Origin of the sequence: Desulfosporosinus sp. SYSU MS00001 (assembly GCF_049943955.1) — a bacterium.
Lineage (GTDB): Bacteria > Bacillota > Desulfitobacteriia > Desulfitobacteriales > Desulfitobacteriaceae > Desulfosporosinus.
Window position 1 is genome coordinate 120967 of record NZ_JBNFTW010000002.1, and the last position, 25286, is coordinate 146252.

Annotated in this window: 29 protein-coding genes and 1 riboswitch; of the genes, 23 read left to right on the plus strand and 6 right to left on the minus strand. The window is 41.2% G+C overall.

Features of this window, described 5'->3' with window-relative positions; translation table 11 throughout:
• Window positions 1-27: 27 nt before the first annotated feature.
• Complete coding sequence (locus ACPUYX_RS03955; RefSeq protein ID WP_426378429.1) at window positions 28-1428, minus strand: amino acid permease; 1401 nt, start codon at window positions 1426-1428, stop codon at window positions 28-30.
• A gap of 101 nt (window positions 1429-1529) precedes the next feature.
• Window positions 1530-1705: riboswitch (Lysine riboswitch) on the minus strand.
• Window positions 1706-2147: 442 nt separating this feature from the next.
• Between ACPUYX_RS03955 and ACPUYX_RS03960 the strand changes: the two genes are divergently transcribed.
• Window positions 2148-2294, plus strand: coding sequence for an aspartyl-phosphate phosphatase Spo0E family protein (locus tag ACPUYX_RS03960; protein WP_088226091.1), 147 nt, complete (start codon window positions 2148-2150; stop codon window positions 2292-2294).
• Between the two features lie 97 nt (window positions 2295-2391).
• The gene (locus tag ACPUYX_RS03965; RefSeq protein WP_172408352.1) at window positions 2392-2532 is read left to right on the plus strand and encodes a hypothetical protein; all 141 of its coding nucleotides are present in this window, start codon (window positions 2392-2394) and stop codon (window positions 2530-2532) included.
• A gap of 121 nt (window positions 2533-2653) precedes the next feature.
• On the opposite strand, the gene ACPUYX_RS03970 is transcribed toward ACPUYX_RS03965, so the two are convergent.
• On the minus strand, window positions 2654-3181 hold the full coding sequence (locus tag ACPUYX_RS03970) for a DoxX family protein (protein WP_426378430.1): 528 nt from the start codon (window positions 3179-3181) through the stop codon (window positions 2654-2656).
• Window positions 3182-3588: 407 nt separating this feature from the next.
• Between ACPUYX_RS03970 and ACPUYX_RS03975 the strand changes: the two genes are divergently transcribed.
• From ACPUYX_RS03975 to ACPUYX_RS03985, 3 genes are all read left to right on the plus strand, one after another.
• On the plus strand, window positions 3589-3798 hold the full coding sequence (locus ACPUYX_RS03975; protein WP_047809112.1) for a DUF1657 domain-containing protein: 210 nt from the start codon (window positions 3589-3591) through the stop codon (window positions 3796-3798).
• Window positions 3799-4514: 716 nt separating this feature from the next.
• The gene (locus tag ACPUYX_RS03980) at window positions 4515-4733 is read left to right on the plus strand and encodes a hypothetical protein (protein ID WP_426378431.1); all 219 of its coding nucleotides are present in this window, start codon (window positions 4515-4517) and stop codon (window positions 4731-4733) included.
• Between the two features lie 296 nt (window positions 4734-5029).
• Entirely contained in the window at window positions 5030-5350 is a 321-nt protein-coding gene (locus ACPUYX_RS03985; protein ID WP_426378432.1) for a hypothetical protein, read from the plus strand.
• A 100-nt stretch (window positions 5351-5450) separates the two neighbouring features.
• Here ACPUYX_RS03985 and ACPUYX_RS03990 read toward each other — a convergent pair whose 3' ends face one another.
• Window positions 5451-7514: a methyl-accepting chemotaxis protein gene (locus ACPUYX_RS03990; RefSeq protein WP_426378433.1), complete on the minus strand. Its 2064-nt coding sequence runs from the start codon at window positions 7512-7514 to the stop codon at window positions 5451-5453.
• Between the two features lie 554 nt (window positions 7515-8068).
• Between ACPUYX_RS03990 and ACPUYX_RS03995 the strand changes: the two genes are divergently transcribed.
• From ACPUYX_RS03995 to eutM, 18 genes are all read left to right on the plus strand, one after another.
• The gene (locus tag ACPUYX_RS03995; protein ID WP_426378434.1) at window positions 8069-8365 is read left to right on the plus strand and encodes a BMC domain-containing protein; all 297 of its coding nucleotides are present in this window, start codon (window positions 8069-8071) and stop codon (window positions 8363-8365) included.
• A gap of 29 nt (window positions 8366-8394) precedes the next feature.
• Window positions 8395-8685: a BMC domain-containing protein gene (locus tag ACPUYX_RS04000; protein ID WP_047809115.1), complete on the plus strand. Its 291-nt coding sequence runs from the start codon at window positions 8395-8397 to the stop codon at window positions 8683-8685.
• A gap of 47 nt (window positions 8686-8732) precedes the next feature.
• Window positions 8733-10175 carry an acetaldehyde dehydrogenase (acetylating) gene (locus tag ACPUYX_RS04005; RefSeq protein ID WP_426378435.1) on the plus strand — a complete coding sequence of 481 codons (1443 nt, stop codon included), beginning with the start codon at window positions 8733-8735 and terminating at the stop codon, window positions 10173-10175.
• 32 nt (window positions 10176-10207) lie between these two features.
• A complete protein-coding gene (cutC, locus tag ACPUYX_RS04010) occupies window positions 10208-12757 on the plus strand; it encodes a choline trimethylamine-lyase (RefSeq protein WP_426378436.1) in 2550 nt (849 codons plus the stop codon).
• A 26-nt stretch (window positions 12758-12783) separates the two neighbouring features.
• A complete protein-coding gene (cutD, locus tag ACPUYX_RS04015) occupies window positions 12784-13764 on the plus strand; it encodes a choline TMA-lyase-activating enzyme (protein WP_426378892.1) in 981 nt (326 codons plus the stop codon).
• Window positions 13765-13805: 41 nt separating this feature from the next.
• Window positions 13806-14156: an ethanolamine utilization microcompartment protein EutS gene (gene eutS, locus ACPUYX_RS04020; RefSeq protein WP_426378437.1), complete on the plus strand. Its 351-nt coding sequence runs from the start codon at window positions 13806-13808 to the stop codon at window positions 14154-14156.
• Window positions 14153-14599, plus strand: a complete 447-nt coding sequence (locus ACPUYX_RS04025; RefSeq protein ID WP_426378438.1) for a EutP/PduV family microcompartment system protein — start codon at window positions 14153-14155, stop codon at window positions 14597-14599. Before eutS ends, ACPUYX_RS04025 begins: the two co-directional genes overlap by 4 nt.
• 82 nt (window positions 14600-14681) lie before the next feature.
• Window positions 14682-15353 (plus strand): cobalamin adenosyltransferase, encoded by a 672-nt coding sequence (locus tag ACPUYX_RS04030; RefSeq protein WP_426378439.1) that lies wholly within the window; start codon window positions 14682-14684, stop codon window positions 15351-15353.
• Window positions 15341-16183, plus strand: a complete 843-nt coding sequence (gene eutJ, locus ACPUYX_RS04035) for an ethanolamine utilization protein EutJ (protein ID WP_426378440.1) — start codon at window positions 15341-15343, stop codon at window positions 16181-16183. The genes ACPUYX_RS04030 and eutJ overlap by 13 nt, the downstream gene beginning before the upstream one ends.
• Window positions 16184-16200: 17 nt before the next feature.
• Window positions 16201-16488, plus strand: a complete 288-nt coding sequence (locus ACPUYX_RS04040; RefSeq protein ID WP_088226078.1) for a BMC domain-containing protein — start codon at window positions 16201-16203, stop codon at window positions 16486-16488.
• A gap of 15 nt (window positions 16489-16503) precedes the next feature.
• Window positions 16504-16764 (plus strand): EutN/CcmL family microcompartment protein, encoded by a 261-nt coding sequence (locus tag ACPUYX_RS04045; RefSeq protein WP_047809123.1) that lies wholly within the window; start codon window positions 16504-16506, stop codon window positions 16762-16764.
• Between the two features lie 24 nt (window positions 16765-16788).
• Complete coding sequence (locus ACPUYX_RS04050; RefSeq protein ID WP_426378441.1) at window positions 16789-18117, plus strand: 4Fe-4S dicluster domain-containing protein; 1329 nt, start codon at window positions 16789-16791, stop codon at window positions 18115-18117.
• A 1-nt stretch (window position 18118) separates the two neighbouring features.
• The gene (locus ACPUYX_RS04055; RefSeq protein ID WP_426378442.1) at window positions 18119-18667 is read left to right on the plus strand and encodes a BMC domain-containing protein; all 549 of its coding nucleotides are present in this window, start codon (window positions 18119-18121) and stop codon (window positions 18665-18667) included.
• Window positions 18668-18732: 65 nt separating this feature from the next.
• Complete coding sequence (locus tag ACPUYX_RS04060) at window positions 18733-19410, plus strand: cupin domain-containing protein (RefSeq protein WP_426378443.1); 678 nt, start codon at window positions 18733-18735, stop codon at window positions 19408-19410.
• 11 nt (window positions 19411-19421) lie between these two features.
• Window positions 19422-20030: a BMC domain-containing protein gene (locus ACPUYX_RS04065; protein WP_426378444.1), complete on the plus strand. Its 609-nt coding sequence runs from the start codon at window positions 19422-19424 to the stop codon at window positions 20028-20030.
• A gap of 90 nt (window positions 20031-20120) precedes the next feature.
• The gene (locus ACPUYX_RS04070) at window positions 20121-21611 is read left to right on the plus strand and encodes an acetaldehyde dehydrogenase (acetylating) (protein WP_426378445.1); all 1491 of its coding nucleotides are present in this window, start codon (window positions 20121-20123) and stop codon (window positions 21609-21611) included.
• 1 nt (window position 21612) lies between these two features.
• On the plus strand, window positions 21613-22254 hold the full coding sequence (locus tag ACPUYX_RS04075; RefSeq protein ID WP_426378446.1) for a phosphate propanoyltransferase: 642 nt from the start codon (window positions 21613-21615) through the stop codon (window positions 22252-22254).
• 26 nt (window positions 22255-22280) lie between these two features.
• The gene (gene eutM, locus ACPUYX_RS04080) at window positions 22281-22571 is read left to right on the plus strand and encodes an ethanolamine utilization microcompartment protein EutM (RefSeq protein WP_088226071.1); all 291 of its coding nucleotides are present in this window, start codon (window positions 22281-22283) and stop codon (window positions 22569-22571) included.
• Window positions 22572-22684: 113 nt separating this feature from the next.
• Here eutM and ACPUYX_RS04085 read toward each other — a convergent pair whose 3' ends face one another.
• The 3 genes from ACPUYX_RS04085 to ACPUYX_RS04095 are packed head-to-tail and all read right to left on the minus strand — an operon-like array spanning window position 22685 to window position 24961.
• Window positions 22685-22951: a hypothetical protein gene (locus ACPUYX_RS04085; RefSeq protein ID WP_426378447.1), complete on the minus strand. Its 267-nt coding sequence runs from the start codon at window positions 22949-22951 to the stop codon at window positions 22685-22687.
• Window positions 22952-22963: 12 nt separating this feature from the next.
• Window positions 22964-23959, minus strand: coding sequence for a DMT family transporter (locus tag ACPUYX_RS04090; RefSeq protein WP_426378448.1), 996 nt, complete (start codon window positions 23957-23959; stop codon window positions 22964-22966).
• A 60-nt stretch (window positions 23960-24019) separates the two neighbouring features.
• Complete coding sequence (locus ACPUYX_RS04095) at window positions 24020-24961, minus strand: LysR family transcriptional regulator (protein ID WP_426378449.1); 942 nt, start codon at window positions 24959-24961, stop codon at window positions 24020-24022.
• Window positions 24962-25286 lie beyond the last annotated feature (325 nt).

Sequence of the window (25286 nt, forward strand, 5' to 3'; positions counted from 1 at the left end):
TGAGCTGAACGAGTTCACTTCCGCTTTTTAAGCTTTTACATGCTTCGGCAGCAAAGGGACAAGAATTAACCCGGATACGATGAGCAACATGCCAAGGACTAAAGTTTTTAAATCGCTTAAGCCGGATTTCAAAACCCAGAAAGAATAAAGAGAGGCTCCCAGAGCCATTGTTCCGTCCAGTAAACGTTTCCATAAATTAATTTTTTCGTAGTTTTCTCCTTTTAAAACTACTACCAAAGAATAAATGCCGGAGAAAAGGTAAGGAACTAAATTTGCAAGTGTGGCAATAATAATCATTTCGTTAAATGCATTGGCAATAGTATCAGAAATCATTGAGAGCAGGAATAATTGGGTAAGGGCGTTTGTTATCCAGGCAGCTCGGTAGGGTGCCCCATTTTTATTTTCTTTAACGAACCAGTGAGGAAAGAGATTAAGGCGAGCGGATTGATATGGGACCTCAACACTTAGTAATATCCAACCAACCGTTGCCCCGAGCATAGAGAGAACTCCGAGAGTGGCCATGATAAAGGAACCCTTTGCGCCAATAATTTTCGTCAAGACGTCAACTAAAGGCTTATCGGCAACCATCAACTCTTTGGCTGGCAATGCCCCCATTGCTAAGAAGGTAATAAGAAGGTAAATAGCTAAGGCGATGATCAAGCCTGTAAGTGTTGCCCATTTAACATCTTGTAGCCTCTTGGCACGCCCTGATAGCCAGACCGCAGATTCTACACCTACGAAGGCCCAGAGCGTAAGAATAGCTCCTTGATTCATTTGCTGAAAAAGTCCGATTGTTTCGCCCGATTTAAGCGTCTTTTCCGCTATAAACGGATGGAGATAGGTTACATCAAAGATGGAAAGAGCAATTATTATAAAAAAGATAAAGCCTAGGATTTTAGTCACAGTTGCAAAGAAGTTAATTTTGCTGGCAGTATAGGTTCCTTTAAACATCAGATAATGAACAAACCAAAGTACCGCTGAAGCAATAGCAAAAGAGAGAAAATTACCTATCTGAACATTAAAACTGCCCAGGGAAAAGAGAATTGTTTTAGATTGTAAAATAGGCAGGAAATACGTTAAATAACCAACAAGTGTAATAAGAATTGCAGCATTTCCAGGTGAATTTGAGGTCCAATAGCCCCATGAAATTTCGAATCCCATGATTTGTCCCAGCTTGCTTTTACTGCCAAATAATTCGCGCGTGTAACTGGGCGGGCCACCGATTAATTCTGGTTTGAAGTCTGACAGTTGGCCATATACATGGGCCAGCATTAAAACTCCGAGGCCGGTGAACAGCCAGGCAAGCAATACACCTGCAGGGGAGCCGACGTTGGAAAGAGATTGTGGAAGCATAAAAATTGCCGATCCAACCATGTTTCCGGTAACAAGTGCAGTTAATAACCAAAACCCTAGTTTTTTGTCACTCATATTAATCCTCCGTAGATTTTCTTAAGGCAAAATAAAAGTAAGCCCCCTGAAGCTATCTCTGTGCTGCTTAAGGGCTTACCTATTTTAGAAGGTATATCGCCGAAGCAGGTAGCGCTCCACAAGACGCTTGTGACAGTTATGCTCCTTTCGAATACATAACCAGCATGTGAGTTTTTGGGTATTATCTCACACACTTCGGCGATACTCCCTTTCAAGTCATAATATTTCCCTAATCAAAAATGACTTTACTCTTGAGGACCGCGCCTCTACCCTGAAATTATGGTTCTCTGGAATTATAAGTTGATCCTTTAGTATCGTAACCGGGATAAGCCCTCTTGTCAATGAATATTCTGTTCATTTAGACTGTAAGTTTATGGACTTTAGCGTAGTATTATCAATCTCTGCTATATCCCAAGAAAACACGGCTTCAGTCGAAGGGGTGTTAACGAATTTAAACGAACAAAATCAAAGAATAAATCACATCACGAAAAGTTTTGAAGAAATTTATACTCTTTTTAACAATCTTGAAAATGCAAGTGATAATTAGTTATAGTATATGAGCTAGAGGAACTTGAAGTGGTTTTTATAAAATAAAACGCTAGGAAAAACTGAGAACGAGTAAATTTTTAACGGATTTAATTGATTCCGATCCACATTTGGAATATAATAGCATTTGTGTTAAGGTAATGTTGTAAACTGGTTTTTGGAGTGAGATAGTAATGAGCCGTGTTGAAATACTTCAGATGATTGAAACTTTGCGAGAGCACTTAAATGTTCTTGGACTGAAAAAGCCGCTTGTTGACCCAGAAGTTATTCAAGTTAGCCAGAGGCTCGATTCATTACTTAATATTTACAACAGCCTGTAAATTAAGAAGATTTTACAGCGGTACGGGTACTACTAGTGTTTTCCTTTGGATTACAGTTGATATGTTAATCCTAAAAATGTAATAAGGGGGAGTACTTGTGGATGCACCTATGAGAATCGTTTTGCTTCGTGATGCGGATAAATGCAGCCTTAATAAGCAACTCAGAGATGCGAGAAATGAGTATACGCTTGGTCAATTAGAGAACGAATATTTTCAGTGGCTGGATCAGTTGGTTTGAAACTCCTTGATATCCCTTTAATAAAAAGAGATCAAGAACATTGTATTTTGAAGACTGAAAAAGTAGGGATCATCAAAAACTTCTTTAAAGTTTTTGATGATCCCTTTTGCCATTGCTTGTTTTAGGATCTTTGTCCTTTTTTAAACTTGAGATATCCGCTTAAACCAATTAACTCAAAGTATTTGGCAAAATTCATGATAATAATATTTGTCCAAATATAGCCAAAGTTGTTACCGGAACCAGCAGTAATAAACTGTACATTGAGGAAGAGTCCAAGAAGTGCAACCCATAAGAGTCTGAAGCCGATGATCATACCAATACCAACGGCTATTTCGCAGATAGGGACTAAGAAATCTGTTACACCAGGCATACCATTAAAGATGTGAACTGCAATCCATGCCCATAATTTATTGATATAAAGAGGATCAAAACCATGAGCCTTAGGTGGCAGCATGTTGGCAGCCATTCCTGCTATAAGCCCTTTTGCGTGCCCTCCGGCAAAGTTAAGCCAGCCTGAAGTCGCTTTTTCCCAACCAGCTTGAACCCAAGCAAAACCATAAATAAGCCGAGCAACTGTGAAGATAATAACAAAAATAGCTTTTTTCCAATTACGCATTTCATTTTTAACAGCATCAACGTATGAGTTCATTTTATGAAGGCCCTCCTTACTTAATAACTTAAAATTCAACTTGACTATACTATCACAAAATAAAAACCCAATCAACACATTAATTATTGCAAAAAAACAAAATTATACAATTAAATTTAAGTCATATTTAACCATCAATGCATTAATGGATTAGTGTTTGCAATTTTTCGATATCAATAAGAAAAAATATTCACAAATAAGATGTTAGTTGTTTTGGTATTAAATAATAAACCTATTAAATATTTACTAAATTTAAAACAAGTTGTACAATTTTGCATTATAATGCAGCTTAAATCTAACACAAGTGAAAGAAACTTCTGAGAAATACAATTTCGTCCATATGTTTTTTGAGTAAATAAAAGAACAACTGCACATAATAATTTCAAATGATTAGGAGGGATTAATCTATGACTGTTCAAGCAGATTTAGAAAAGGCCGTAGCTGCAGCACAATCGGCACTAGGAACCTACGAAACCTTCTCTACTTCAACTTTGGATGAATCAGCTAAACAGATGTTTAAGGAGATGTCGAGTGACATGCAGCGTCATGTTACCCAACTTAGAGGGCGTTTAGCTTATGTAACTCAGAATAACAGCATGAACAAGCCCCTAAGTTAAAAATAGACTTGATCAAATCGTAAGACTTCTATAGGGTTCGCAGAGATATAAGCCGCATAATTTGAGCGGCTTATTATTTTTGAGCTTCAAACAAATAGATTAGGAGAATATACGGATATCCAGTTATCCGTATATTTAATTGATAAGATAGTGCCATTCTCTAGACAGTAAAAATTTTTGGGGCTATTATTTACTTAATAATAAAAATTTTGAGAAAAGTGCAGAGCCTTTTTGTGAATGAAATCACTAGTATTTATTGCTAATCAAATTTTTGGAGATGAAACTAATGAATTGTCAATGTCGTGAGTGTCAAGGAAGAGAATGTCAGTGTAAATTTTGCTATGAAAGAAACACCTGTAGTTATGTTATGATCGATGAATGTCGATGGGAGAAGATTAGGGAAAATAGGAGTGAGAAAACGATAATGAAATTTGAAGTTATTTTAAGAAATAACCTTCAAATGAGTTTATCAGCTCGCCGCGCAAATAGGACTTATTGAAAGCTCTCCTATTATTAGCAAGAATATAAAGTGCCAGAGTTAAAAGCTCTGGCTTTTTATAACGATTATTCAAACCTTATAGAGGAAGTGCAGTAAATATGTGGAATGCTTAAAAAGGGTCTCGAGAGGGGACATCAAAAAAGTTGGCGATTGAATATTAGTCAATTTTAGAGGGAACTTTTACCAGTACCTCGAGTTGAACTTGTCGTCCCTGAAGGTGAGTATACCGGAAAATCCGGAAACTATTGTAAAGGTTCAGAGGCGTAATTATGCCCGAGTTACAGCTATTTACCCTTTCATCTTTCAAAGAGTAACTCTTGAAGGGCTTAGTGATCACTTAAAAGGAACTATGCTGGATTTTAGCGGCGGCGGGATACGCTTTTTAGCGGATTCTCGATGTTTCTTTAGAATTAACCGATGGATGTATGCAAACTAAGGTTCGTGTTCTCCGAATTGAAGAGGTTGAGGATATGTTTTTCAACGGGTGATTTTGATTATTTCAAGATTATTGTTATAAGGTTTGTCACCATTTGGGACAAGATTCATACTATATATTAAAAGAAAGGAAATAATAGAAAAAGTCCTTAGCATAGGTGCAAGAGCCATTTTCGGAACTGATTCAAGCGAATGGGTTGAAAATCAATCTCCAATACGTTAGTTACTAATGATTAGGTAATTAGGTTTTCCTCTTATGCAGGCCACTCAGGCCTATCTTTAGAGGAGGGAATCTAGATGTTAAAACTGCCGCCTTACCCGCCTTATGTTCCTCATACCCCGTTTCCGCCAAAAGTTCGCTGGCCTTATGTTCCTTATCCGCCAGTAGAAATTCCGCCATATCCTAATGTATGTATATTATTTGACACTCTTCCTATTGGAGCAAGAGTCGTAGTTGGACTTGGATCAAGTGAGTGGGTCGGAAATTATGGCGGAGTCATTGACGGAGTATTATTTCTAACGAATGCTCAACTATTTTCCAATGTTGGAAATCCTATTGATGGAATTCAATCTGTAGTCAGAATTCCAATCATCAATCTTCAGTATATTAGTTATTAAAAAGTAGGGACTGTGTAAAACAGTAAGAGAAACCGCCAGAAATCGTTTGAGATTTCCGGCGGTTTTAACGTTTCGGGAAATGGAATTAATTCAAATGTCTTTAAAATTGGAATTTCTTAATTTCTTCTTTTAATTTATTTGTGCTTTCCTTAGTCCTAAATACTTGTTGTTTGACTTCATCAGACTTGCTTTTTACTTCAGCGGCTCGATTTGCGATATTGGTGATTCCGATAGCCCCTTCATTGGCAGCATTAGCAATTCCATCTATTGCAGCTAAGATATTTTGTATCGAATTCATAAGCTCCTTAGATGTTGCGCTGAATTCAGTAACAAGCTCATCTACAAAGATTGCATCTTCTTTATATTTTCCAGCTACATTGAGCATAACCTTATAATCGTTAGCTACGTCGTCAGAAACGTAGGCAAGTAAGTTATCAGAATTACTCGAGAGATTGTTCACAGAGTTTGTGACTTTCGTAGTGACCTCTTGTATTTCCATGACAGCGCCTTTTGATTGCTCGGCAAGTTTTCTTATCTCGTCAGATACCACCGAGAAACCTCTGCCCGCTTCACCGGCCCTGGCAGCTTCAATTGCAGCATTTAAGGCAAGCAAGTTGGTTTGTTCAGTTATTTGCATAATCGATTGGGTTAACAGGTTAATTTGATCAACAACCTTCGATTCGACGATAGCCTGTTCCAATGTTTCCTTGGTTTCTGCAAAAACATTATAGGCTTTCTGTTGGGCGGTATCAACATTTTGCTTTGTATCTTCTGCTCGTTCGGCGATTTTTCCTGCAGAAAGAGCACCTTCTTGCGATTTTTGAGCAATTAACTGTACGGATTTTTGTATTTCTTGTGAAGTTGCCGCCATCTCTTCTGAAGATGCTGATGTTTCTTCCATACTTGCCGCTAATTCTTCAGTTGTAGACGATATTTCTTCGAAGTTTTCAGCTAAGTCAATCACATTATTCATGACATCTTGTACTTCTTGTTCAATTACAGAAGATTCATCCTGAATACTATTGATCAAATGTTTGATGGAATTTTTCATATCTTTTATAGCATTTGTGATTGAGCCAATTTCATCGGATCGAGCCAGATATTTAGGATTAATATCTCGAGTAAAGTCTCCGCTCGAAACAATTTCCAAATACTCCGCGGACTTTATGATAGGTGTAGTTATTCGTCTTGTAGTTATAGTGATTAACAATATTGTTATCAGGAGCATAATGACAGAAATACTTAAAACCATAAACGATATTTTTTTGGCACCTTGATTTAATTCGCTTTCTGCCATAAATGACGCTAATATCCAGTCGGTTCCGGCAACTTTATAGGGATTAACTATGTACATCATACCATTAATATTGACATCAAAGGGTTTTAAGTCCTTTGCAAGGAGATTTTGCAAGCCCGGTATCTTAACGTCAGCTAATGTTTTGAAATTATTTTTGGCATTATTTCCATCAGCTAAAATAACTCCAGTGTTATGAACGATCATGTAATATCCTGTTTTGCCAGGTTTCATGGAACTTAACATGCTGCTGATAACGGATTGCTGAACATCAATTCCTATTGTGCCAATGAGATTTCCATTAGCATCAGTAAAGGACCTGACGTTGCTGGTAATCATTTGATGGGAAATGCCATCCACATAGGGTGCCGTTCTCACGATAGCCCCATTGCCGCTTAAACCGGTTTTATACCAGCCTTTTTCGGGAGGATTAAATTTAGCCGAGATGCTTGTTTCAGGCCATTGAAGATAGGCACCGTTTTTTGTGCCGAAATACACATACATTGTACCAGGATGACTTTTGGCATACTGATCAAAAACTTCATAAATTTGTTGCTCCAACCCCCCGTTTTTTGAAGGGGTCATGTTAACCTGTTGATTGTTATTGGCATATGAGGTGATAGTTCCGTCATTTGCTTTCATGACTAAGGGATTAGAGGCCATCATATTGATGTCTTTATCAATCCGGTCATAGAAGATTTGAATTGAATTTGCGGCGATCTTCATTTGTTCATTGGAATTATTAAAATAATCACTTTTTGCCTGGGTTGTCACTTCGTAACTGGCTAAAGTGCCGACTGTTGCAAGTGCAACAATAATAATTGATAAAGAGATCACTAGAAACCTAGATTGGATACTTTTAAATTTCATCCATGAACCCTCTTTCCACATTATTTCCAAAGATCCTATGCTTGTGTTATGAAACACAATACCTTAATTTTCAGCAAAATTCAATATAAATTTCCTAAATCTATGTTATTTCGAAATTAACGGCCCCTTATATTTGATCACTGATATCATCGGAAAATCTTATATAAAACTTGATAAAACTTTAAATAAAGCTTATAAAAAACGTTAGTTCGCCAGTCACTAAGCTGCTGAATAAGCTTATTCCGGCAAAGATGAGCGCTTATATATTATGCTAGCTATTATACGGTAAATCTTTAAGTGAATTAGCATATTACGTCTTCTTTATATCCCCTATAGCTGTTTGGTATATTACAGTTTTATGAAGAGGTAATATAATTATCTGCAAAGAATGCTGTCGAATTCAAGGTTATTGAAAATAAGAGTAAGCGTCTTTTTTAGACTCGTGAAACATGAAAACTCAGGAATTGAGACTTAATTTGTAATTTGAACAGTGCATTAGTAAGAGCGGATAAAACCTTTGGAAGGTTTCTGCATAGTTAAAGAGGAGTAGTTCCATGGAATATTTCGGAGAAGAAGCCTTGGGTCTGGTCGAAACAAGAGGGATGGTTCCGGCCATTCAAGCTGTGGATGTCATGTGTAAAACTGCCGATGTTGTTCTTGTTTCTTATGAAAATATGGGTTCAGGTCTTGTCACAGTCATGGTGAAAGGTGATGTTGCCGCAGTAAGGTCTGCTGTGGAAAAAGGGGCAGCTGCGGCAGCTGCCATTGGCGAAATGGTTGCTGCTCACGTTATCCCGCGCCCCGTAAGCCGAGTAGGGAAAATTGTTTCCCGGCATGATGTTGATAACTGACATGAATTACTTTGAAAAAGGGGAATTGCATGGAGAGAAATGATGCCTTGGGATTTATAGAGACCTATGGACTTGTATCGATACTTGAGGCTGCAGATGCGATGTGCAAGGCAGCGGACGTAGAACTGGTTGGATATGAGAATGTGGCTTCCGGATTAATTTCTGTGGTAGTTCGTGGTGATGTTGGGGCTGTAAGAACAGCGGTTGAGGCCGGCGTTAAAGCAGCTGAAAAAGTAGGTAAGATTTATAGTACTAATGTTATTGCCAATCCGCATCCGGACGTTGAAAAAATTGTCGCTAAGCACGTTATTGATTGGTGAACGGATGACTGTTGATTTTAATTTGGATAGAGAAAGGAGGCGAGGATATGGATCGGATTGACCAGGATTTACTTTCCATCCAAGAAGCCCGGATACTGGTGGAAAATGCGCGGGAAGCACAAACGTCTTTGGCAGCATTCCCACAGGAAAAACTGGATAAAATCGTGGGAGCTATGGCTGCTGAAGTTTTAGAATATGCCCGAGACCTTGCGGTGATGTCTTACGAGGAAACGGGATTTGGGAAATGGCAGGATAAGTATCTTAAAAATGTCTTTGCCAGCGACTATCTGTTCAAAAAAATCAGAGATATGAACGTTGTCGGTATCATTGCAGAAGACGAAGTCAACAAGACCATGGATATTGGCGTTCCCATGGGTGTTATTGTTGCCTTGCCTCCTTCGACAAATCCGGTATCAACAACGGTCTATAAGGCCTTGATTGCAGTTAAATCGGGTAATGCGATTGTTTTTTCGCCTCATCCCAGGGCCAAAAAGACCATAAACAAAACTCTTGAAATACTGATACGGACGGCCGAAGCTAACGGTTTGCCCTCGGGAGCAATCGGATATTTAAGGACAGTTACAGTACCGGGTACAGTTGAAATGATGAATCATAAAGATACTGCATTGATTCTGGTTACGGGTGTGCCTAAAATGGTCGCTGCTGCCCATTCTTCGGGAAAACCCGTTATTTACGGAGGGCCGGGCAATGGACCGGCATTTATTGAGCGTACTGCTGATATTAAGCAAGCAGTGACGGATATTATTGCCAGCAGAACCTTTGACAATGGCATCATCTCTGCTTCAGAACAATCTATTGTGGTCGAGGAATGTATTGCAGGGGAAGTTAGACAAGAGCTGAGAAATAATGGGGCTTGTTTCCTGTCCGAGGGGGAGTCAGAAGAGCTCAGCAAGTTTTTCCTGTGCCCGGATGGCAATATTAATCCGGAAATTGTCGGCAAATCGGCTGTAGAGATAGCAGAGAAAATCGGGATGCGTGTTCCTGAAGAAACAAAAGTCTTAATTTCCGAACAGAAATATGTGTCCGATACCAATCCCTACTCGAAAGAAAAACTTTGCCCTGTGCTGGCTTTTTACGTTGAAAAGGATTGGCTTAATGCCTGTGAAAAATGTATTGAATTGTTACTTAATGAAGGAAGGGGGCATACACTTGTTATCCATTCTCGCAATGAGACTGTGATTCGAGAGTTTGCTCTGAAAAAACCAGTTTCAAGACTCTTGGTCAATACGCCTGCCACATTGGGGGGGATTGGAGCGACAACCAATCTTTTTCCGGCTATGACATTGGGTTGCGGTACAGCCGGCGGTGGTTTCACTTCTGATAATGTTTCGCCAATGAACTTGATTAATATCCGCAAAGTCGGTTACGGTGTGCGGGCTTTAGAAGATATCACACAGGACGTCAGAGAAGCTTCACCGGATTTGAAAGCTCTGCTGGAAAAACTGCTGGAGCAGCTTGCTGCTCGTTGAAGATTTAAGTAAGTGTAAGGGAGGACCATAGTTTGAATCCAAAAGACTTTTCAACAAAATTTGCCGATGCCACCAAAAGCTTGTCTTCGGATGAAAAGGCGGCCATTATGAAACTGTTTGAGGGAATTTCTAAGGAATTAACTGTCCATAAACCTAATCCTTCATGGGCAAATGAACCGAAATCCCCTGTATTTGCAGGAGAAATTACCAGCTTAACGCCGCGTTTGAAACGGCTGCGCGATGCTTATCTAGAAGCAAAACCCAGTGTGAGCATTTATCGTGCCAGAGCGTTTACTCAAGTAGCAAAAGAAAATCCAGGGATGCCTAAAATTTTGCTGCGGGCTAAATGCTTTAGAAGAGCTTGTGAGACAGCGCCTTTATTAATTCAAAAGGATGAGCTGATTGTCGGGCATCCCTGTGGAAAACCGCGGACAGGTGCAGTATCTCCGGATATTGCTTGGAGATGGGTTCGGGATGAACTGGATACCATGGCGACAAGACCGCAGGACCCTTTTCAAATCAGTGAAGAGGATAAGCGTGTTTTACGGGAGGAGATTTTTCCTTTCTGGGAAGGTAAAAGTGTTGATGAAATTTGTCAGACGCAATATGAAGAAGCCGGTGTCTGGTCGTTTTCCGGCGAAGCCTTTGTTAGTGATCTATCCTATCATCAACTCAACGGCGGGGGAGATACCTGCCCCGGCTATGATATTATTCTTGTCAAAAAGGGAATTAATGGTGTAAGGCAAGAGGCTGTTGATAAATTGAATCAATTGTCTATGGAAAACCCTGATGACATTGATAAAATCTACTTCTACAAAGCAGAAATTGAAACTTGTGACGGAATATTAGCCTACGCCAAACGTCTTTCAGACTATGCACGGGAAGTGGCTGACAGGGAAGAAGATCTGGAACGGAAGAAGGAACTTTATAAGATCTCTGAGATTTTGACAAAGGTGCCTGCTAATCCCCCGCGAACGTTCCATGAAGCGCTTCAGTCAGTCTGGACGCTGGAATCCCTCTTTATGGTGGAAGAAAACCAAACAGGAATTTCTCTCGGACGTTTGGATCAATATATTTACCCCATGTACAAGGCCGACATGGAAGAAGGCCGTCTGAACAAATTACAAGCTTTTGAATTAGTAAGTTGTTTCATTATTAAATGTGCTGAAGTTATGTGGCTGTCCAGTGAAATGGGGGCGAAATACTTCGCAGGCTATCAACCATTTATTAACTGTACCGTGGGCGGTCAGAAAAGAACCGGCGGTGATGCCACAAATGATTTGACCTATCTGATCATGGATGCTGTTCGTATTACCAGGATGTATCAACCGGCTCTCGCCTGTCGGATTCACAATAAATCACCCCATGAATATTTAAAGAAAATTGTCGACGTTGTTAAAGCAGGTCTAGGCTTTCCCGCCTGTCACTTTGATGATACCCATATCAAGATGATGTTATCTAAGGGTTTCAATATTGAAGATGCTCGTGACTACTGTTTGATGGGGTGTGTCGAGCCGCAAAAGTCCGGGCGAATCTATCAATGGACGTCCACCGGGTATACACAATGGCCGATCGCCATCGAATTTGTCTTGAACCGCGGCATGATGAAATGGCATGGAACAATGGAAGGGCTTGACACAGGGGACCTCGATAATTTTAGAACTTATGAAGACTTCGATGCTGCCTGTAAAAAGCAAATTGAACATATCATCCGTTTGTCGGCTATCGGTACTGTTATCAGTCAACGAGTTCATAGAGAACTTGTTCCTAAACCGCTGATGTCCTTGCTTGTGGAAGGCTGCATGGAAAAAGGCACTGATGTGACCAACGGGGGAGCGATGGTTAACTATGGCCCGGGTTTAATCTTCTCTGGGTTAGGAACCTACGCAGATTCGATGGCAGCCATTAAGAAACTTGTCTATGACGAGAAAAAATACACGCTAAAACAGATTCGTGATGGCTTAAATTCCAACTTTAATGGTTATGAAGCCTTGCGTACGGACTGTTTGAATGCACCGAAATATGGGAATGACGACGACTACGCAGACAATATTGCTTCTGATATTATCTCTTGGACAGAGCGGGTTCATAATTCCTTCAAAATGTTATATTCCTACCTAAGTCATGGTACTCTTTCAATTTCTAACAATACGCCCATCGGGGAAATTACAGGTGCAACTCCTAACGGCCGATTAGCTTGGACCCCATTGTCCGATGGAATCAGCCCGACCCAAGGGGCGGATAAATTAGGCCCCACAGCCATTATTAAATCCGTTAGTAAGTTGAATAATGATGCAATGAACATTGGAATGGTCCATAACTTTAAACTTTTACGAGGCATTTTGGAAACTCCGGAAGGAGAAAATGGACTGATTACGCTGCTCAGGACAGCATCGATTCTCGGCAACGGGGAGATGCAATTCAGCTATGTTGACAATGAAGTATTGAAGAAAGCCCAAGTGGAACCTGAGAAATACAGAGACTTAATCATTCGTGTTGCCGGGTACAGTGCCTACTTTGTCGAACTGTGCAAAGAAGTACAGGACGAGATTATTAGCAGGACTGTTTTGGATCATTTCTAAGAATAGTTTTAAAGGAAAAAAACATGATGATTACAGAATCAACCAGCATCTTAGAGCGCAAAGCGAGGATCTTCAATGTTCAGAAGTATTCTATCTATGACGGGCCAGGTATACGAACCTTGATTTTTTTCAAAGGCTGTCCCTTAAGATGTCAATGGTGCTCAAACCCGGAAGGACTCGAACGAAAATTTCAAGTCATGTACATGGAAGATTTGTGCGTGCATTGCGGAAGTTGTGTCTCGGTTTGCCCAGAGAATATCCATTATTTCATTAATGCAGAGGACGAGCCGCAGTACCATAGTGAGAGGCCGAGACATAATGTCAGGAGAAACCTTGCCTGCAGAGGTTGCCGCAAGTGTGAGGCCATATGTCCCCAAAAAGCGTTGTCTATCGCTGGCGCAGATAAATCAATCTCCGAAGTTTTAGAAGTTATTCAGCAAGATACCCCCTTCTACCTGAGCTCCGGAGGAGGTGTCACTCTTGGGGGAGGCGAGGTTACAATGCAGCCTGAATTTGCCGCCAATCTCCTCATGGAATGTCAAAGCATGGGAATTCATACTGCGATTGAAACTTGCGGTTATGCCAAACTGGATTCGCTGCTTAAAGTGGCCCAGTTTACAGATTTGTTTCTCTTTGACATTAAGCATATAGACTCTGAGAAACATTATGAGCTAACAGGAGTGCGTAATGAACGCATTCTGGAAAACTTAGGTGAGCTCCTGCGCCGCGGCTTTAATGTAAAAATCAGAATGCCTCTGATTCGCGGAATGAACGACAGTTTAGATACAATTCATCGAACGATGGAATTCTTACAGCCCTTTAACAAACGTAAAAACTTTCGAGGTATTGATTTGCTTCCCTATCATAAATTGGGCATTAACAAATACAAGCAATTGGCGATGAATTATCCTATTACTGAAGACTTGACTTTCAAAGAAGAAGAATTAGAGACTATAGCTGCTGCGATTAAAGATTATGACCTAGAGGCTAAAATTGTAAAGCATTAATAGGGCTTAGAGTATATAGGCCAGCAGGACAGAGGGATGTTATGAGTGCAGATGAGTTTGATCGAAAACGTATTATTCAGGAATATGTGCCTGGCAAGCAAGTTACGCTGGCCCATATTATAGCTTCGCCTGTTCAGGATTTATACGAACGTTTGGGAATCGAAGAGCGGGGAGCCATCGGAATTGCAACTCTCACTCCCAGTGAGACAGCAATTATTGCCGGAGATATTGCGACCAAGACATCTGATGTGGAGATCGGGTTTTTGGACCGCTTTACCGGCTCCTTGGTTATATCCGGCGATGTGGCCAGTGTTGAAGAAGCTATGACCGCCATTAATGAGACGCTGGATAAGTTGTTGGGCTTTACTCCTGCGAAGATTACACGCACATGAAGAAACGCATTATGGTCGTTGGACCGACTCAAGCAGGTAAATCTACTCTGGCTAACCTATTAAATGACACTAACAGACCTTTAAGAAAAACCCAAGATGTTATTTATGGGAAAAACACCATCGATACACCCGGTTCCTATATTGAAAACGCGTCGATGTATAAATACTTGATTGCCACTGCCCAAACTGCATCCCATGTGCTTATTCTGCTCGATTCATCCAGACTTGTTGATGTTTATCCGCCTGGATTCGCCAAGACCTTTACTTGTCCTGTTATCGGCGTGATTACCAAGAACGATTTAGGCCAGGAAAATGTTAATTTGTGCACACAGAAGCTATTAAACATTGGAGTTTCCCAACCGTATTTCTTGGTCTCCCTTAAAGACAATCAAGGGGTAGGGGCCTTAAAAAGACACTTACATCTTTTGGAGCAGAAGGAATAAAATTTGGGCCATTAATGTTGCTAGGTTGCTCCTTTCGACGCATTGGGTGTTGAATTGAGATTTCAGAAAGTGGGGTGAGGCTATGAAGTTTATTACCGAGATGGAGTTGCGCGATTTATATCAGAAAGGGCCTTTTACCACCTACGCTTTGGAATCGTCTGTAAAAATCACTCCAGGTGCTCGCCAATTTTTGGTGGACAGAGGTATCAAACTGGTACAGGCTCAAAGCAATGATGGGGTAAGTACATGCCAAACTCGAGGGAAGGAAGACCATGCCCTGAAAAGCTGGTGTTTACAGAGGCTGAGACATAAGATGGAAAGCCTGGAATCTCTTTTTCTCCTGATGACGGCCGAGCTTGTAATGTCCGGTGACGCCATGTTGGCCGAGGAAGTCATAGATTTAGGAAAGTGTTTCCGCAATGTAAAACATGCTGAACTTCAAGGCATTCCCCCAGATCCGATAAAGTTCTGGGAATGGTCGGAAGAGGAAATTAAAAATTGTGCCGACAATTTGGTGAAATTATTGGAGATTAATGAATTTCACGCACGGTTGGCCAATGGCAAAACGGTTACGGTGTTAAATTATTTGCGCGCTTCACTCAGTGAGCTTGAACCAGCTATTTTAGAAGCATATTGGGTTGAAGAGCAAGAAGCTTGCTCACGTCAAGATCTGATTGATAATGTCGGTGTGATTATTAACATACTCTGCATTATGATGTGGAAATGTCTGGGAGGACAGAAATGCAAACCATAAATTCTGCGTTTCAAGAATGCGATCAACTTGTTCGTGATTTTGAGAAAGTCATTGCCAAGCCTTTAATTAAGAAAACTACCATCTATTATACAGGGATTGATTTGGGAACCGCCTATATCGTCTTAGCAGTTTTAGATGAGAATTATCGGCCTGTTGCCGGGGCGTACCGCTTTGCTAATGTGGTTAAAGACGGGATGGTTGTCGATTATATTGGTGCGATTCGTATTGTTAAAGAATTAAAGCAGGAACTCGAAGAAAAGCTGGGAACCGAACTGATTTTTGCCTCGGCTGCTCTTCCTCCGGGAACCTTTACTTTAGATTCTGGGGCCATTAAGCATGTTGTTCAAGGTGCTGGTTTTGAGATTACCAAATTATTAGATGAACCGACTGCAGCCAATGCAGTATTAAAGATTAAAAATGGAGCAATTGTTGATATTGGCGGCGGAACGACAGGGATTGCCATTTTAAAAGACGGTGAAGTGATCTATGTCGCCGATGAGCCTACGGGCGGCACCCATTTTTCCTTGGTCATTGCGGGGGCTTATAAACTAAGCTTTGACGATGCGGAACAGTATAAACGGAATCCGCAAAATCACCGGGAATTGATTCCGGTCTTACGACCCGTTATTGAGAAAGTCTCTTCCATTATTAATCGTCATGTCCAGGAATATTCGGTCAAAGAAATCTATCTGGTTGGCGGAACTTGCTGTTTGGCAGGAATCGAAACGATTATTGCCCAACAAACTAAGCTCCCAACCTACAAACCGCAAAATCCGATGTTTGTCACCCCCTTGGGAATTGCTCTGAATTGCACACAGGAAATTCAATAGACAGGAGCGGTTTCTCTATGGACTTTCGGATCATAAAATCTCCTTCTCAAGGAACTCTGGAGCTGCTTTTTCGACGTAAAGGCTCTGCCTCATCTGTTACGATTGAGAATTACGATGCTGTAGGTTTAGTTCAGGGACGACTCATTGATATGGTGTATGCTGCCGATATTGCTGAAAAAGCTGCCGGAGTTGTCGTGGAAGATATCAAGGGTCATTGTCCGCAGCATCTGATTATGATTGCCATCTTCGGGGATACGGCGGCAGTGGAAGCAGCCATTCAGGAAATACAAAACAAACTAAAATAAAACAGGTGAAATGCAGTGATAGCAGCAAAAGTAATTGATAACATTTGGGCGACTCGTAAAGCCGATTCGCTTCGTGGATTGAAATTTATGCTGGTTGAAGTTCTGGGAGGAATTGATGCCGGTCGTCTCCTGATCGCCGCCGATACCATCGGTGCCGGCATTGGTGAACGTGTACTGGTTTGTACCGGCAGTTCTGCGCGCAAAATGCTGGACCGCGACGATACACCTATTGATGCCGTTATTACTGGAATTATAGATGAAGATTGTACATTTTAAGAAAAAATTCGGAGGTGGAGAACGTTGGATCTTCTGGACATGATTAGGGATGCAGGAGTTATAGGGGCAGGAGGAGCTGGATTTCCAACTCATGCCAAACTAACTTCGAAAGCAGAGTATATCTTACTCAATGGTGCTGAATGTGAACCTCTTTTGCGCGTGGATCAACAACTGATGGTTCAGTCGGCCGATGAAATCATCATGGGATTAGCAGCTGCTGGAAGATATATTGAGGCCAGAAAGGCCATTATCGGGATTAAAGGCAAACATGAAGAAGTTATTGCTCACATGCGTAAAAGAATCGCTGCTCAGGGTCTTGAAAGTTACCTGGAAGTCATGGAACTTCGGGATATTTATCCCGCCGGCGATGAACAGGTTTTAGTTCATGAGTTAACCCAGCGAATTGTTCCGGAAACGTCTATCCCTTTGAAAGTAGGGTGTGTTGTAATCAATGCCGAAACCGCACTCAACGTATTTAATGCCATGTCCGGAAAACCTGTGACGGAAACCTATATCACTGTGGCAGGTGATATACCTCAGCGTTTAACTGTCAAAGTACCTGTCGGTTTGCCGATCCGTGAGCTCTTCAGCCAATGCGGCATAGACAATTTAGAAGACTATGCTGTTATTGATGGCGGTCCTATGATGGGTTCAATTCTTAAGACCTTGGATGGTCATGTCACCAAAAAAAGTAAAGGCTATGTTTTGCTGAAAAAAGACCATTTTCTTATGCGCAAGAAGTCAGTCAATCTCGATCAAGCACGGGTCATCAGCAAAACGGCTTGTGAACAATGTAGAATGTGTACCGACTTGTGTCCGCGTTATCTCTTAGGGCATAACCTTCAGCCTCATAAAGTTATGCGGGCTTTGAACTACAATCTCGAAGATGTTAAAGAACAACAAATCGCTTTATTGTGTTGTGAATGCAATGCCTGCGAATTATTCTCCTGTCCGGCAAATCTCCATCCTAGGTCTATTAATCGTTATTTCAAAGGTAAGCTGGCAGAACAGGGAATTAAATATCAACCGACAACCATGGAATTTCAGCCGAGAGAGGCTCGAGACTATCGCCTGATTCCAAGCAAACGACTCATTGCCAGAATTGGCTTAACAGAGTTTGACAAACCGGCTCCGATGACTAACGTCAACTTTCAGCCTCAGTATCTGACGATTGCTTTGCGTCAGCACATTGGAGCCCCGGCAATTCCAGTAGTTGCTGTGGGTGAACAAGTTCAAGCCGGTCAGATGATCGGGAAAATTCCCGACAACAGCCTTGGGGCATCAGTTCATGCCAGTCTGGCAGGTACTGTTATGGATATTACAGATAACTCTATTGTAATAAAGGTGGGTTAGTATGTTTAGAGCAATTGGAATGATTGAGGTTACTAGTATTGCAAGAGGAATTTACGCAGCTGACCAGATGCTCAAAACTGCTTATGTTGACGTGGCCAGTGCTACTTCTGTCTGCCCTGGCAAATATATCACGATCGTTCACGGAGATGTAGCAGCGGTTGAAAGCTCAGTTAGTGCAGGTGTTGCTGTAGCCGGAGAATATTTGGCAGACAGCTTTATTCTCCCCAATGTTCATCAAGGGGTTTTTCCGGCTATTACGGCAACAACAGTACCGGAAGGGACTGGGGCCCTTGGAATTATAGAATCATTTTCCATGGCAACCATGATTATCGCTGCAGATGCAGCCCTAAAAGCTGCCGATATTCAGGCTTTGGAACTTCGTCTGGGCAGGGGGCTTGGCGGCAAAGCGTACTTCACCTTCACCGGGGATGTTGCTGCTGTAGAAGCCGGTATTGAAGCCGGGAAGGCTATTGCTCTTGAAAGAGGTTTGCTCGTTGATACGGAAGTAATACCCTCGCCCTCTGAGCGACTATGGAGTTCTTTATTGTAACGTTAAAATTTTTCCTTCCTATTTAATATATACATTTTAAACATTCAGCGAAAGGAGGTGTGATCTTGAAAAAACTTGTTTGCGCCGATGAGGTTAAAGCAGCAGCAGCAAAGGGACAAAAAATATTCTGTGTTGACGGCAATGCGATTATTACACCTTCAGCCAGGGATATGGCTAAAGATTTGGGGATAGAATTCACTGAAGGTTCAGTCCCGGCAGAGAACCATAGTTGCAAGGCAAGTGAAATGCAGAAAAACCTAAGCCAAGGTACAGAAATAGACAGAGATCTGATCTATCAGGTTGTCAAGGCTGTTTTGATGAATAAGGTTCTGCAAAATGGCTCGTTGTCTGTTCCTGTAACACCGTTTTTGACAGAGAGTGAACCAAAAAGCGGACTGAAAATTGTGCGGGGCAGAACCGTTAATTTTGAAAAGTTTGATACAGGAAATTCAAGTACCAACGTTGCATACAGGGAAGTTATCAGTCAACATGATTCTCAAATGAGTGCAGGTTTTTTAACGATTGAAAAGTCTAGTTTTGATTGGGAATTATGCTATGAAGAGATTGATATTATTCTCGAAGGAAGTCTGTCCCTCACTATAAATAATAAAACCTATGAGGCTTGCCAGGGTGATGTTCTTTTCATACCGAAAGGCTCGAAGGTAACTTGGAGTTCTACCGGGTATGTCAAACTCTTCTATGTAACCTATCCGGCAAACTGGCCTGACCTTATGGCAGAATAGGAGGGAATGTTATGCAAGCACTTGGCTTAATTGAGACACGGGGATTTCTTGCTGCGATTGAATGCGCAGACGTCATGCTCAAAGCGGCGCAAGTGGAACTTGTAGGGAGAACCTTTGTTGGCGGCGGTCTTGTAACGATTGCAGTAACCGGTGATGTGGGAGCCGTTCAAGCTTCAGTAGAAGCTGGTGCAATTGCGGCTAAGCAGATAAGAAACACTTCACTGGTTTCACAACATGTTATTCCCAGACCGGATGGCCAAATAGAGCATTTGGTTGCTTCAAACATCCCACCAAGTTCAGATTTAAAAAGCCCCTTAAAGGAATCGCTTCCAAAACAGGGAACCTCCAAACAACGTTTTGAACCCGATGAAACCGCAAAAGAACCTGCTGACTCTTCGCAGCTGCAAACGACCTTTTCCAGCAAAGAGGACGTCGATACTTTTGTCCATAAATTTGGGCTTAAAAATAGCTTGGATGCTTTAAAGACTCTTTCAGTATCCAAACTTCGCAAATTAGCCAAAGAATATAAAGAACTTGATATCGCAGACCGTATAATAGCAAAGGCAAATAAAGATTTACTTTTGCAAAAGTTTAAAGGTTATTACGAAAGAATGAAATAAGACTAGCTTCTGCGCAAGGTTATCGAATTGTGCAACAGGGCAGGTATAACCTGAAAAAGGTGCATATCTGCGGAAGGAGGAATCGTTGAATTGGAAAGCTTTGATTATGATTTGCAGTCTGTACAGGAAACTAGGAATCTTGCCCGTCAGGCTAAATTAGCACAAGCTGAACTTGCAAAATTCAATTGTGAACAGATTGATAAAATCATACGAAATATGGTTAAAGCTGCAGAGGAAAATGCCGTAGCATTGGCCAAAATGGCCGTAGAGGAAACAGGTTTTGGTAAGGTTGAGGATAAAACCTTTAAGAATCACTTTGCTTCTACAGAACTTTATGAATTCATTAAAACTATGCCGACTATAGGGGTCATTCGCGAAGATACAGTCAATAAAGTTACAGAAATCGCCGAACCGGTAGGATTGCTCATGGGAATCGTTCCCTCAACGAATCCTACATCAACGACGATCTATAAGTCCATTATTGCCATTAAAGCTCGTAATGGGATTGTATTTTCCCCGCATCCTTCGGCACTAAAATGTACAAATCAGGCGGCAAAATTGATGCATGATGCGGCGGTTGCAGCCGGTGCTCCTGTAAATATTATTGGCTGTATCTCTAAACCATCGATGGATGCAACCAATGAACTTATGAAGTGTGACGAGGTTGCAATGATCATTGCAACTGGCGGTTCTGCCATGGTAAAGGCAGCGTATAGTGCAGGTAAACCTGCTTTGGGTGTCGGACCGGGAAACGTTCCGGCCTTTATCGAAAGAACTGCTAATGTAACGAAAGCTGTTAAAAATATTATAGCCAGTAAAACCTTTGACAACGGAACCATATGTGCATCTGAACAATCCGTTATTGTGGAAGAATGTATTCGTGATCAAGTTGTAGAGGAGTTCAAACGCCAAGGCGGTTATTTCATGACACCTGCGGAAACCGAGCAGGTAAGCAAGAAGTTATTTGTTAAAGGACATGCGATGAATGCCAAAATGGTAGGCAGATCTTCGGAAGTCATCGCCAATACTGCTGGTATATCAATTCCCCCGGGAACAAAAGTGCTGTTGGGTGAACAACAGGGAGTGGGTGAAGGATACCCGCTGTCTTATGAAAAGTTAACAACAGTATTAGCTTTTTATACCGTTAAAGATTGGCAAGAGGCTTGTGATTTAAGCATCAGATTATTGAATAATGGCGGAGTAGGCCATAGCATCTCTATCCATACTGAAAATCCTGAAATAGCTAAGAAGTTCTCCGAAAAACCTGTTTTTAGGATTTTAGTCAATACTTCCTCAAGTCAAGGCGGAGTGGGAGCAAGTACTGGGCTTGCACCGGCCTTTACCTTAGGATGCGGCACTTGGGGCGGCAGTGCAACCTCCGATAATGTAACACCGTTGCACTTAATCAATATCAAACGTATAGCCTATGGAATCAAAGACTTCACTGAAAACGCCAATAGCTCCGCTTCTTTCTCCTGCGAGGCACAGAAAACCGGTGTTTCAGGCAGTATCAGTGAAGATCAGATTCAAAACCTCGTGGAAGAAGTGCTTTCGCTCCTAAAAAAAAGAGGTGACTACTAAAGTGGGAAAGTACGACACTTTAGTAGAGCTTTTACTCGAAGTGGTCAAAGAGGGGGGAGATATAAAGGAGAAGGACAACTCCATACCTGTGGGAATCTCTAATAGGCATATTCATTTATCCCAATCTGACGCAGATGTTTTGTTCGGAACGGGATACAAACTGACAAAAACTAAAGATCTGTCTCAACCGGGGCAATATGCCTGTCAGGAGACATTAACCATCTGCGGGCCTAAAGGGGCTATCGAAAAGGTCCGCATTCTGGGGCCGGTGAGACGCGAATCGCAGATCGAAATATTATTGGCAGATTGTTTCAAACTGGGGGTTACTGCACCGGTAAGATTGTCAGGAGACTTGGAAGGTTCTCCAGGTATAACTCTGGTTGGCCCTAAAGGAAGTATCTTTCTGACAAAGGGATTGATCATTGCTCAAAGACATATTCATATGTCCCTGGCAGATGCAAAACATTTCTGTGTTAAGGATGGGGAAGAGGTTACTATCCAGACAACTGGACTTCGTGGGGGTACTTACACTAATGTTGTTGTGAGGGCCAACGATAACTCAAGTCTGGAATGTCATCTCGACACTGAAGAGGCCAATGCTATGTGTCTAAAATCGACGTCAAAAATTAAAATCGTAAAATGAAAGTAATTTAGAGGAGGCAATTCACAATGAACAAAACTGAAGCATTAGGATTAATTGAAACTAAAGGTCTGGTTGGAGCAATCGAGGCGGCTGATGCCATGGTCAAAGCAGCTAATGTCTATTTGATTGGCCGCGAGCTTGTTGGTGGTGGTTTGGTTACGGTTATGGTCAGAGGAGATGTTGGTGCAGTCAAAGCTGCTACTGATGCCGGTGCTGCTGCTGCTCAACGAGTAGGAGAACTGATCTCCGTCCATGTTATCCCACGCCCACATGGTGACGTAGAATTGATCCTCCCTGCAGTGAAAAAGGAAGCATAATCATTTGAAATTTATTCCCAACTGTGAACAAATGAAGGCCAAAACTTCTTAACTTGAGGTTTTGGCCTTCGGGCATATTAGCGGATGCTAAATTGTTTGCCTTTGCTTAAACTTTAACCTACATATTTCATGAGGCGTTTACCATAATCCGTAATTTTATAACTTAGTTGAAGATTCCCGTTATCATCGAGAGCAGCATTCTTTAAGTCAATAAGACCCGTAGCTGTTAGCGTGAGAAGATAATCTTCAATACCTCGCTCATTAACACTTCTATCAAGAGGATACTCATTTCTCAGGATTACTAATAGTTCTTGATTTGAGAGGTTTTCATTCTCGGAGATTACTTGTAATAGTCTAAACTTGACAGGTATCTGACTCATAAAGAAACCTCCTTAGCGAATTTTCAAATTAAGCAGATCTTTGGGATTACCGACGGTAAGGATCGTCCCCAGAAACAAGACAACAACACCGATAATTAAGTTTGGGGTAAGCGGCAGGTTATTCAACAACCACCCAAAGAAAACTGACCAGATTGCAAAGGTCACACTCAAGCCCATGGTTCTGCCTACTCCGGTCATATTCATTGCTCGATACCAGGATAAAAAAGAAATACCGCCGATAAGGCCGATGACAGCAATGTACCAGCCAGTTGGTGCCGAGAAGCTCTTTGTAAGAATTTGGTACGAAACACCTCCTGCCAATGGGAGGATGGCAAAAAGATAAACAAAAAAGGAAGTAGCTTCTCTTATACCGATAGCGATATCTGAATCAACTAAATCCATCCCATAAGTTGATAGCACACCTTCTATAGCCCAGCCAATGGCAGAAATAACGGCAAAGGTAATGCCAAGATAAAAATGAGGATAATTCGAACCATCAGGCGGGACAAATCCCACGATAAATGAGCCAGTAATTGCTAGTAGAATACCTGCCCATACACGAGGTGATATCTTTTCTTTAAGAAAAACGGCACCGAGGACAGCGCCAATTGCAGGATATCCTGCCGTAATTGCAGCGGTATAGGAGGCTCCTGCAAAATAAATTCCAAGCAGATTACCAGACATTCCGATTGGTCCGCCAAGGATAGCAGCTAACATAATTATTCTAGCCGGCCGTGTTTTTAAGGTACGAGCATAATCGCGCCATTTTCCATTTAGGACATTATAAAAAAATAGCCAAAGCGCAGCGAAACCATCATGAATACAAGCACCGACTAAAGGAGCAGCGAAAATACTCATATTATTTGTGAAGGGGGCTAAACCAAGCACCATTCCCATGAGTACTCCGTCTAGCCCCCAAGCTGCACCTGACAATAACCCACTTCCAACACCCTTTTTAGCAAAGGCTAAGTCTCTCTTCTGCAAAAGCAATTGTGCTCTCTGTTCCATTAGCCTAATAACTCCTTAAGTTGATAAATTCCAAACCGCATCTGACGCAGCTGATCCAATTTACACAGCCTGGACAACTTGGGCAGCGTGAGCTGCCTGCGCTGCCTGCCGTTTTTTGGTGCAAGTATCTTTAATCACTCTGATAAATTCTTTTTCCACCAAGGAAAGATGGTGGCGATTCGACCAAATTAAGAGAATTGATACTTCTAAATGAGCATCGTCAATTAAGATTTTCTTGATTTTATTGGATTTTGCGAATTCATCAGCCATAAATTTAGGAACAAATGCAATACTTTCACCTTGAGATAAAATTTTCTCCATCATCTCTAAATTATCAACGCGGTAAGAGACATTGATATCACCATATTTACGCAGCAAACTAGATACGCCACAATTGGTAATATACTCAGTGTTGTATAAAAGTATAGGCAAGGTAAGTGCTTGATTAAGAGGTATTGAATTTTGACTAATCGTAGAATTTGACCCAGTAATAATTACAAATTCATCCGTAAATAATTCTTTACAACTAATGTCTTTGGCTTGGCAAAATGCTTCGGTATTAAAAATAATACCAAAGTTTGCTTTACCGGTTTTAACGTCTTGCAAAATATTATTTGATTCTCCGACTTTTAACAAGGTATTAACTTTGGGATGATTATGTTTAAAAGTCGTTAAAATATCAGGCATGATAGTGATATTTACACTGGGATCTGATGCAACCGAGATATTTCCATTAAGCTCGATGGAATTAGCTTTACCTATAGATCGGATATCATCGATGATATCGAGTACTTCTTTAGCTTTGACTATAATCAATTCCGCTATTTCGGTTAGTTGAGCACCAGACCTTGTCCGAGTTAAAAGTACGACACCGAGTTCATCCTCTAGCTTACTGATGGCTGAACTAAGAGCCGGCTGGGAAATATGAGCTCGTTCAGCCGCCAGCGAGATGGACTTGGATTCCTGTACTGCAACTAAAAAGGCTAATTGTTCAAGACGCATAGTTCATAACCTTCCTTAATAACGTATGTCGAATCCTGGCTTTTATTATACTATTTGTAATTTAAATTACAATATAAAATAAAGAAATATCTTGTATAAACAAGAATGATTTTAGTTATATAGGATATAACTACTAAGTATCCTATTCGAACAACAGATTTAGTTATATGGGATATAACTACTAAGTATTTCACAGAAAAAGTCGAATCGCCTATAATAAGCGCAAGTGCTTATTATCACAAAAACAGTGCCCCAAAAAACAAGAGAAAGAAGAGAGAAAGGAAGGTGAATTAATAAGAAGAGGGATGAAGTGTTAGATATATAA